The sequence below is a fragment of the Micromonospora sp. MH33 genome, assembly GCF_003013775.1.
Classification (GTDB): domain Bacteria; phylum Actinomycetota; class Actinomycetes; order Mycobacteriales; family Micromonosporaceae; genus Micromonospora; species Micromonospora fulviviridis.
The window spans coordinates 1-8748 of the sequence record NZ_MUYZ01000293.1 but is presented as its reverse complement, the minus strand read 5'-3'; the positions used below and the strand labels follow the sequence as shown (position 1 = coordinate 8748).

Here is an 8748-nt window from a genome sequence, read left to right as displayed (position 1 = left end):
GCGCCCCGCCGGCACCGCCGCAGACCACCGGCGCCGGGCTGCCGCGCCGGACCCGGGGCGGGCAGCTTCCCGCGCCGCTGCCCACCACCGCCCCGCCACCGCGGCCCGCGGACGACCTGCTCGACCCCGAGGTGGTACGCGCCCGCCTGTCCGCCCTCGCCGAGGGGGTGGCCAGCGCGATGCGCCGTGCCCCGAACACCACACCCACCGGGAGAAATCCATGACCTCACCCGTGACCGCCGGACTCGACTGGCTGCTGGCGAACTTCGCCGAGCAGGTGCCGGACGTGTCGCACGCACTCGCGGTGTCCGAGGACGGCCTGCGGCTCGCCGCGTCCCCCGACCTCGCGCCCGACCAGGTCGACCAGCTCGCCGCAGTGATCAGCGGACTGGCCAGCCTGACCGTGGGCGCGGCCCGGCTGATGTCCGCCGGCCGGGTACGCCAGCAGATCGTCGACATGGACGGCGGGGTGCTGCTGGTGATGGCGGTCGGCGAGCGGGCACTGCTCGGGGTGCTCGCCGCGCCCGGCTGCGACCTGGGCCAGATCGGCTACGAGACGGCGACGCTGGTGCAGCGGGTGGCGGAGGCGCTGGAACCGGCGGCCCGCCGGTGACCCGCCGCCCGCCGCGGCTGGTCGCCGCGCTCCTGCTGGCCGCCCTGCTGACCGGCTGCGGCGGGGCCGACACCGGGCCGCGTGCCTGGCACGACGGGCGGATCTTCCTGGCCACCGGCAACACCACCGGCGTCTACTACCAGCTCGGCGGCGGCTACGCCGACCTGATCAGCCGGCACCTGCCCGGCTACGAGGCGCGGGCCGAGCCGACCGGCGCCTCGGTGGAGAACATCACCCGGCTGGCGGGCGGCGACATGGAGATCGCCTTCAGCCTGGCCGACACGGCCGCGGACGCGGTCAGCGGTCGGGGCGCGTTCGACGGCCAGCCGCAGCCGGTACGGGCACTGGCCCGGGTCTACAGCAACTACACTCACGTGATCGTCCGGGCCGGCGGGAAGATCGACAGCTTCGCCGACCTGCGCGGCAAGCGGATCTCCACCGGCTCGCCCAGGTCCGGCACGGACATCATCGCCGGGCGGCTGCTCACCGCCGGCGGGATCGACCCGGACAGGGACATCCAGCGGCTCAACCTGTCGCTGCCGGAGACCGTGCAGCGGATGCGGGCGGGCAGCCTGGACGGGATGTTCTTCTCCGGCGGCCTGCCCACCCCGGGCATCAAGGACCTGCTTTCCAGCGCGCCCGGGGCGTTCCGGCTGCTCCCGCTCACCGAGCTGGCCGAGCCGCTGGCCGCCCGCTACGGCCCGGTCTACACCACGGCCACGCTGCCCACGGAGGTCTACGGCACCCCGGCGCCCACCCCGACCATCACGGTGGCGAACGTGATCCTGGTGGCGGCGGACATGCCGGACCAGCTCGCGTACGACCTGACCCGGGTGCTCTTCACCTGGCAGGGCGAGCTGATCAAGGTGCACCCGGAGGCGGCGAACTTCACCCGGGAGAGCGCCGCCGCCACCGAGCCGATCCCGCTGCACCCGGGCGCCGTGCGCTACTACCGCAACGGCTGACGGCTCAGAGGTTCGCGGGGGCGGTGGCGGCCCGGGCGGCGGCGACGAGCCGGTCCGTCTCGGCGGTCACCGCCTCGTCGTCGGTGGGCGTGCCCGGGTCGTACCGCACCGTCCAGGTCAGCCCGTCCGCACCGGGCACCCGGCGGGCGACGATCCGGCCGGCGCCGCCGGGCACCGGGTGGTGCGCCGTGTACGCGACCGAGCGGGTGACCCGGGCCCGCACCTGGTGCGGCAGCTCCCCCGGGTCGAGCAGCAGGTAGGTCTCGGCCGGGCAGTCGGCGACCACCAGGTAGCCGTCGCGTTCGGCGACCCGGTCGGCGGGGGTGACGGTCAGCTCGCGGCCGGACCAGACCGCCTTGAGGACGTCGTGCCAGCCGATCCGCTCTCCCCGGCCGGGCAGCCAGAGCCCCAGGTTGCTGGCCACCACCACGCCGTCGCCCTCGCCGTTGCCGACGGCGGCCCAGGCGAGCACCCGCTCGTCGGCGTGCAGCGGCGGCCGGTCGGCCGGGGGCAGCTTCGGCTTGCGGCTGAACAATCCCATCAGAGCCGTCTCCGTTCATGATGCGTGGACAGCATCTGGTCGGATGTCCCGCCTTGCGACGGAACGGTCCCGGTCTTGTCTGCATTGGCAGTGCCGGGTTGACGTTTCACGGCCACCAGCCCCTCGGGCGAGGTCTTACGGTCGGCTCCACGTCCGTTTGGGGACTCCCGGCCACTCCGGGCGTCGAAGGCCTCACGCGCGAGCGCGGCAAGGTTGCGTGCGGCATTCAGATCACGATCAAGACTCAGGCCACAGGCAGCGCAGGTGTAGGTTCGCTCAGACAGGGCCAGTTTGGCTTTCACCGTGCCGCAACCCGAGCAGGTTTTCGAGGATGGGTACCAGCGGTCGGCCACTATCAACTGGCCGCCATTCCATATGGTCTTGTAGGCCAACTGCCGCCGGAGCTCCGCTAATCCAGCACCAGCAATGCTTCGGGCCAGGCTTCGGTTACGCAACATGCCGGCCACGTTGAGATCTTCCACCACAATCTTGCCGTATTCGCAAGCGAGGCGGGTGGTGAGCTTGTGCAACCGGTCGCGGCGTAGATTCGCCAGCCGGGCGTGTGCCCGCGCCAGCCGGCGGCGTGCCCTTTCCCAGCGATTGGACGGGCGGCGTCCGCTGCGCGTGTCGGGGCCGACCCGCCGGGACAAGCATCTAGCAAGTCGTCGCGTCCGACGTGAGGCGTCCCCGAGATCCTGTGGGTTGGGGACCATTTCGCCGGTAGACAACACAGCGAGATGCTTCACTCCGAGGTCGACGCCCACTGTGGTGTCCGGCCTGTGCGGCATACGGTCAACGCGCTGCACCTCGCAGGTAAATGCCACGTACCAGCGTCCGCCCGCACTGCGCACGGTGGCGGACAGAATCCGGGCGGTGCCCGACTCGATACGGCGCGCAAGCTTACGGGTTGACTCGTGGGACTTTAAGCGTCCTAGTCGCGGCAACACCACATGCTGACGATCAGCCTCGACCCTAATTGTGCCGGTTGTGAACCGAACGGTGGGGGCCGACCGACGGCGTGCCTTGAACCGAGGAAACCCGATACGCCGTCCCGCACGCTTGCCGCTACGGGAGTCAGCCCAGTTCTTCAATCCTCGGGCCAGAGCGTCTAAGCCAGTGTTGTAGGCCTCCTTCGAACACTGCTTCCACCACGGGGCAACCTCCGCCTTAGCCGCATTCCACGCTCTCCGCAGCGCGGGTAATGACCACATGATCGGAGGCGTCAGTTCCTCTTCACTGATCCCGTATGAACGTTCGGCAGCTCGCTGGTCCATAACTGCCTTGACCCGCGCAAGCGACCAGTTGTAGGCCAAGCGCGCCGCACCGGCATGCGCAAGCACGGCCCGATGCTGAGCCGGGGTCAGATCCAGCGCAAATCGGTACGCCTGAATAACCTTCACGCCGGGTCGTCTCTCTTGCCGCGGGCTCCTAGGCGAAGTGACAGACAACTACTCCCCGGCAGCCTGCTCGCGCAGGGCGCGCGCATGCTGCTCCAGCGAAAGCAACTCTCCAAAAAGCGCAAAGTATTCATCCTTATTGCTCACTGGGTTGATCCGCTGGATCTTCGCCTTGAGATCCCTGATCCGACCTGTCACCGAACCCCACTGAAGGCGGGCCATGGTGATTGAAACGTAGCGCAAGTCTGGTTCCCCGTCGATGCGCAGAGGCTCGACTGCCAGTTCGCCGATAAGTGCCTTGCCCGCCAAGTCATCACAGGCGTCGCGGACCTGCTCGATCCAGACCGCGCCACTTGCAGCCCCTGCCGTACCCCCGGCCATTGCTATCGCGGTTCGCGCAGCTACATGTAACGGGTGTCGATACTCGCCAGCCTCGACCGCATCGAACATTGGGCCCGCTAGCACGGGCTGCTGAAGTGCCAGCTTTAGCGCCTCCCGCTCTACCATCGACCGGGGACTGTCCACTGTCGGCGACGCATTCTTTGCTGGCTGCACGAGCCCCGCAACGGCGTGACCGTTGGCCTTGTCTACGGCCTTCAGTACAGCACGAACATCCTCTGGATCAACACCTGTGACCTTCGCAAGCTCCCGCAGGTACTGCTCGCGCAGATCCCAACGACGGATCTTCAGCATGAGGGGGGCAATCGCCTGCATAGCAGCGGTTCGGCCCTCTGCAAGCTCAAGATCGTATCGTCCAGCAATGCTTCTGATGGCGTAAGTGAGCAACGGCTCCCTGCTCGCTACCAGATCGCGGACCGCAAGGTCGCCCTTTTCCAGCCTGAGCTCACAGGGGTCCATGTTGTTAGGGCTGACAGCGATGAAGGTCTGAGCGAGAAATTCCTGATCGTCTTCGAAAGCCCGCATGGCGGCCTTCTGACCGGCCGCATCCCCGTCAAACGTGTAAATGATCGCACCAGCGTGCACGCTGCTGTCCAAAATCAGCCGGCGCAAGACCTTGATGTGGTCGGCGCCGAACGCGGTGCCGCAGGTCGCCACGGCGGTGGGCACCCCGGCCAGGTGGCAGGCCATCACGTCGGTGTAGCCCTCGACCACCACCACCTTGCCCTGCTTGGCGATCTCCCGCTTGGCCTGGTCGATGCCGTAGAGGACGTGCGACTTCTTGTAGATCGGCGTCTCGGGGGTGTTCAGGTATTTCGGGCCGTCGTCGTCGTCGAAGAGCTTGCGGGCGCCGAAGCCGATCACGTCGCCGGTGAGGTCGCGGATCGGCCAGAGCAGCCGGCGCCGGAACCGGTCGATCAGGCTGCCCGAGCGGGACGGGCGCGACAGCCCCGCGGTCACCAGCTCGTCGTGGGTGAAGCCCTGCTGGCGCAGGTGCTTGGTGAGCAGGTCCCACGCGTCGGGGGCGAAGCCGCAGCCGTAGCGCTCGGCGGCGGCCCGGTCGAAGCCCCGCTCGGCGAGGAACTCCCGGGCCCGCCGGGCGCCGGCCGTGCTGAGCTGGGCACGGTAGAAGTCGACGGCGGCGGCGTGCGCGGCCACCAGGCGCTGCCGCTGCCCCTGCTGGGGGCGGGGGCGCGGGGTCGAGCGGTCGTCCTCGACGTAGCGCAGCTGGATGCCGGCGCGGGCGGCGAGCCGCTCGACGGACTCGACGAAGCTCAGGTGCTCGGCGTCCATCAGGAACTTGATCGCGTCGCCGCCGGCCCCGCAGCCGAAGCAGTACCAGACGTTGCGGGCCGGCGAGACGTTGAACGAGGGGCTCTTCTCGTCGTGGAACGGGCAGAGGCCCTTGAGGTTGCCGCCGCCGGCCGACTTGAGCGTCACCGTGTCGGAGATGACCTCGGCGATCGAGGTGCGCTCGCGGACCAGCGCGATGTCCTCGTCCCGGATCCGCCCCGCCATCTCCGCCACCTCCTCGGCGTACATCCTGCCCTGCCGGACCGACGATCCGGCGGTCGGGGGGACGGGCGTGTGGCGGACACCGCCCGCCCCCGGTCACGCCGAGCGACCGGCCCCGGTGGCGGCGCCCCCGATCCGGGGGAACGGCTCGATGGAGAAGACCACCTCGACCGGCACCTCGAAGTACGCGGCGATCCGCAGCGCCAGGTGCAGGCTGGGCCGGAACTCGCCCCGCTCCAGGTAGCCGACCGTCTGGTAGTGCACACCCAGCGCGTCGGCGAGCTGCCGCCGGGAGATCCCCCGTTCGGCGCGCAGCACGGCGATCCGGTTGTGCACGGTCTCGCTCATCGGCGCCCTCTCATCCGACCCGCTGCATGGCCCGTTCCCGCCGGGCCGCCACCCGCGAGCCGGACTCCCGCCGGGCCATCCGCCGCAGCACCACCGGGGCCAGCACCAGCCCGAGCACCGCCCACGCCCCGAGCACGCCGAGGGTCTCCAGGTGGCGCCAGGAACCGCCCAGCTCGACCGCCGCCAGGTCGGCGGGGAGCAGCGCCGAACGCATCCCCAACCCTAGCCAGTAGACCGGGAAGACCTGGGCGACGCCCTGGAGCCAGCCGGGCAGGCCGTTGATCGGGTAGAAGATGCCGGAGAGCGCGATGAGGCCGAAGATCGGCAGCACCACCAGGCCCATGTTCCGGGGGTTCTCGATCAGCGAGCCGATCACGGCGCCCAGCGGGAGCGTCGCCACCAGCCCGAGCGGCACCACCCAGGCCAGGGTGAGCCAGGTGCCGGGGTCGCCGAGCCGGATCCCGTCCAGGAAGAACAGCCCCGGCGTGAGCTGGAGCACCACCCCGATCAGCGACACCGCCGAGATCAGCACGATCTTGCCGATCAGGTAGCCGAGCATCCCGTTCGGCGTCGCCTTGGCGCGCAGCAGGGTGCCGTCCTCCCGGTCGACGATGAGCTGCTGGGACAGGCCGAGCAGCCCGCCGAAGATCAGGCCCATGCCGATCGTGCTGGGCAGCGCCCGGGCGCCGAGGGAGAAGTCGGTGCCGGGCACCGTGGAGCCGCGCATGAAGAACATGGCGACCAGCAGCACCGCGGTCGGGAAGAAGTAGTTCCAGAGGTCCTGCCCGTTGGTGAAGGTGTTGCGCAGCTCGATCACGCCGCGCCGCACACCGGCCCGGACAGCCGTCACGGTCGGGTTCATCGTTCGCTCCCCTGCTGCCAGACCCGGGCGGCCCGGCCGGCTCGCAGCCCGGACTCCTCCTCGTGGACCAGCGTGATGTAGGCGTCCTCCAGGCTGGCCCGCCGGACCTCCAGCTCCTGCACCCGGTCGCCGTGCTCGCGGAGCAGGTCGCGCAGGAAGCCGGTGGCGTCGGCCGTGCCGTGCACGAAGCGCTCGCCGTCGCGGGTCCAGCGGACCTCCGCGTCGCCGGCGACCCGGCGGGACAGCTCGTCGGGCGACCCGTCGGCGATGATCCGGCCACCGGCCAGGATGAGGATCCGGTCGGCCAGCTTCTCGGCCTCGTCCAGGTCGTGCGTGGTGAGCAGGATGGTGGTCTCCTCCAGGTCGGCCAGGCGGTGCACCAGCTCGTGGAACTCCCGCCGGGCGGCCGGGTCGAAGCCGACCGTGGGCTCGTCCAGGAAGAGCAGCTCCGGGCGGCCCACGATGCCGACGGCCACGTCCAGCCGGCGGCGCTGGCCGCCGGAGAGCTGGTGCACCCGCTTGCCGGCGTGCGCGGTGAGGCCGACCGTGTCCAGCAGGTCGTCGGTCGGCCAGGGCCGGGGAATGCGCTCGGTGGCGTACGGCGCGTAGAAGTCGCCGAGGTGGGCCAGCAGGTCCCGGACCCGCCACTTGCCGTGGTCGCGCCAGGACTGGAGCACCACGCCGATGCGGGCGCGCCAGCGCTCGTCGCCCCGGCCCGGGTCGACGCCGAGCACCCGGACCGACCCGGCCGAGCGCAGCCGGAAGCCCTCCAGGATCTCGATCGTGGTGGTCTTGCCGGCGCCGTTGGGGCCCAGCAGGGCGAGCACCTCGCCGCGCCGGGCGGTGAGGTCGACCCCGTGCAGCACGTCGACGGTGCCGTACCGCATGCGCAGGTCGCGTACGTCGAGGACCAGGTCCTCGTCGGGCGGGTGGGGGGTGGTGGCGGCCCCCGGCAGTTCGACCGCAGTCATACCCCGAAATGTAGCACCTCTACTACAAACCGAGGCATACCCGCTTCCCCGCCCATTGCGGATCTTGGATACGGGCGCCCGACCTGGCGCCCTACCTGGTCATGCCGACGCTGGACGACGCGGGGCCGTTCGCGCCCGAGCCGTTCCGCCGGCACTGGTTCCGCGATCTGGTCAGCCAGGCCGGCATGATCGCGCTGATGAACAGCGTGCTGGTCGGGCTGGCCGCCGCGCTGGCCGTCCTGACGGTCGCCCCGCCCTGGCTCGCGGCCACCGTCACCGCGCTGGTCCTGCCGGCCGCGATCGCGCTGCACCTGCGGGTGATCCGCCACCGGATCGCGGGCTCCGCTGCCCGGGTCGGCGCAGTGCTCACGAGCCGCGCCCTCGCGGTCGCCGGTCCCGAGCCGGTGGTCGACCGGGTGTAAGGCGGCCGCCGACGGGGACAACCGGCCCATGTCGGGTACGAGCAGGGCGAAGATCCCGTACCAGCCGGCCCTGGACGGGGTCCGGGCGCTCGCGGTCGCGGCCGTCCTCGCGTTCCACGGCGGGGTCGCCACCCTCCCGGGTGGTTTCCTCGGGGTGGACGCGTTCTTCGTGCTGTCCGGGTTCCTGATCACGTCGCTGCTGCTCGCCGAGCACCGCGACACCGGCCGCATCGACCTGGTCGCGTTCTGGGGCCGGCGGGTGCGCCGGCTGCTTCCCGCGTTGCTGCTGGTGCTCCTCGTCGTGCTGGTGCTCTCCCGGAAGCTGATGCCGGGCACCGAACTCGGTGCGCTGCGCTGGGACGAACTGGCCGCGCTCGGGTACGTCGCCAACTGGCGGATGGCGAACCGGGACGGGGACTACTTCGCCGCCACCGGCAGCCCGTCCCCGCTGCAACACACCTGGTCGCTCGGCATCGAGGAGCAGTTCTACCTGCTCTGGCCGCTGCTGCTGATCCCGCTGCTGGGCTGGGCGGCCAAACGGGGCGCGGTCCCGCCCCGCCGCCGGCTCGGCGTCGCGCTCCCGGTCGTCCTGCTGGGCGCGGCCGGCTCGGCGCTCGCCGCCGCGGCGCTGTTCACCCCGGGTGCCCCGGACCGCGTCTACTACGGCACCGACACGCGGGCGGTCGCCCTCCTGGTCGGTGCCGCGCTCGCCGTG

General features: G+C 70.9%; 11 protein-coding genes. 5 read left to right on the top strand and 6 right to left on the bottom strand.

All coding sequences use genetic code 11. The features are described 5' to 3' along the window. The 3 genes from B0E53_RS29785 to B0E53_RS29775 all read left to right on the top strand — a co-directional run. The coding region (locus B0E53_RS29785; protein ID WP_210406266.1) for a hypothetical protein at positions 1-224 on the top strand (224 nt) is incomplete at its 5' end. Continuing rightward, complete coding sequence (locus B0E53_RS29780; protein WP_107079043.1) at positions 221-613, top strand: roadblock/LC7 domain-containing protein; 393 nt, start codon at positions 221-223, stop codon at positions 611-613. The genes B0E53_RS29785 and B0E53_RS29780, both read left to right, overlap by 4 nt. Further along, entirely contained in the window at positions 610-1578 is a 969-nt protein-coding gene (locus B0E53_RS29775; RefSeq protein ID WP_107079042.1) for a TAXI family TRAP transporter solute-binding subunit, read from the top strand. The genes B0E53_RS29780 and B0E53_RS29775 overlap by 4 nt, the downstream gene beginning before the upstream one ends. A 4-nt stretch (positions 1579-1582) precedes the next feature. Here B0E53_RS29775 and B0E53_RS29770 read toward each other — a convergent pair whose 3' ends face one another. The 6 genes from B0E53_RS29770 to B0E53_RS29745 all read right to left on the bottom strand — a co-directional run bounded on the left by B0E53_RS29770 (position 1583) and on the right by B0E53_RS29745 (position 7527). Continuing rightward, positions 1583-2119, bottom strand: a complete 537-nt coding sequence (locus B0E53_RS29770) for a hypothetical protein (RefSeq protein ID WP_107079041.1) — start codon at positions 2117-2119, stop codon at positions 1583-1585. Next, on the bottom strand, positions 2119-3519 hold the full coding sequence (gene tnpB, locus B0E53_RS29765) for an IS607 family element RNA-guided endonuclease TnpB (RefSeq protein ID WP_107079040.1): 1401 nt from the start codon (positions 3517-3519) through the stop codon (positions 2119-2121). Before tnpB ends, B0E53_RS29770 begins: the two co-directional genes overlap by 1 nt. A gap of 48 nt (positions 3520-3567) precedes the next feature. Then, positions 3568-5457 (bottom strand): DNA primase, encoded by a 1890-nt coding sequence (gene dnaG / locus B0E53_RS29760; RefSeq protein WP_107079039.1) that lies wholly within the window; start codon positions 5455-5457, stop codon positions 3568-3570. A gap of 69 nt (positions 5458-5526) precedes the next feature. After that, positions 5527-5778 (bottom strand): helix-turn-helix transcriptional regulator, encoded by a 252-nt coding sequence (locus tag B0E53_RS29755; protein WP_107079038.1) that lies wholly within the window; start codon positions 5776-5778, stop codon positions 5527-5529. 10 nt (positions 5779-5788) lie between these two features. After that, positions 5789-6640, bottom strand: coding sequence for an ABC transporter permease (locus B0E53_RS29750; RefSeq protein WP_107079037.1), 852 nt, complete (start codon positions 6638-6640; stop codon positions 5789-5791). Next, a complete protein-coding gene (locus tag B0E53_RS29745; protein WP_210406267.1) occupies positions 6637-7527 on the bottom strand; it encodes an ABC transporter ATP-binding protein in 891 nt (296 codons plus the stop codon). Before B0E53_RS29745 ends, B0E53_RS29750 begins: the two co-directional genes overlap by 4 nt. A 185-nt stretch (positions 7528-7712) precedes the next feature. Here B0E53_RS29745 and B0E53_RS29740 point away from each other — a divergent pair, with 185 nt between their 5' ends. After that, complete coding sequence (locus B0E53_RS29740; protein ID WP_107079035.1) at positions 7713-8033, top strand: hypothetical protein; 321 nt, start codon at positions 7713-7715, stop codon at positions 8031-8033. A 28-nt stretch (positions 8034-8061) separates the two neighbouring features. After that, a partial coding sequence (locus tag B0E53_RS29735; protein ID WP_146167812.1) for an acyltransferase occupies positions 8062-8748 on the top strand: 687 nt, incomplete at its 3' end.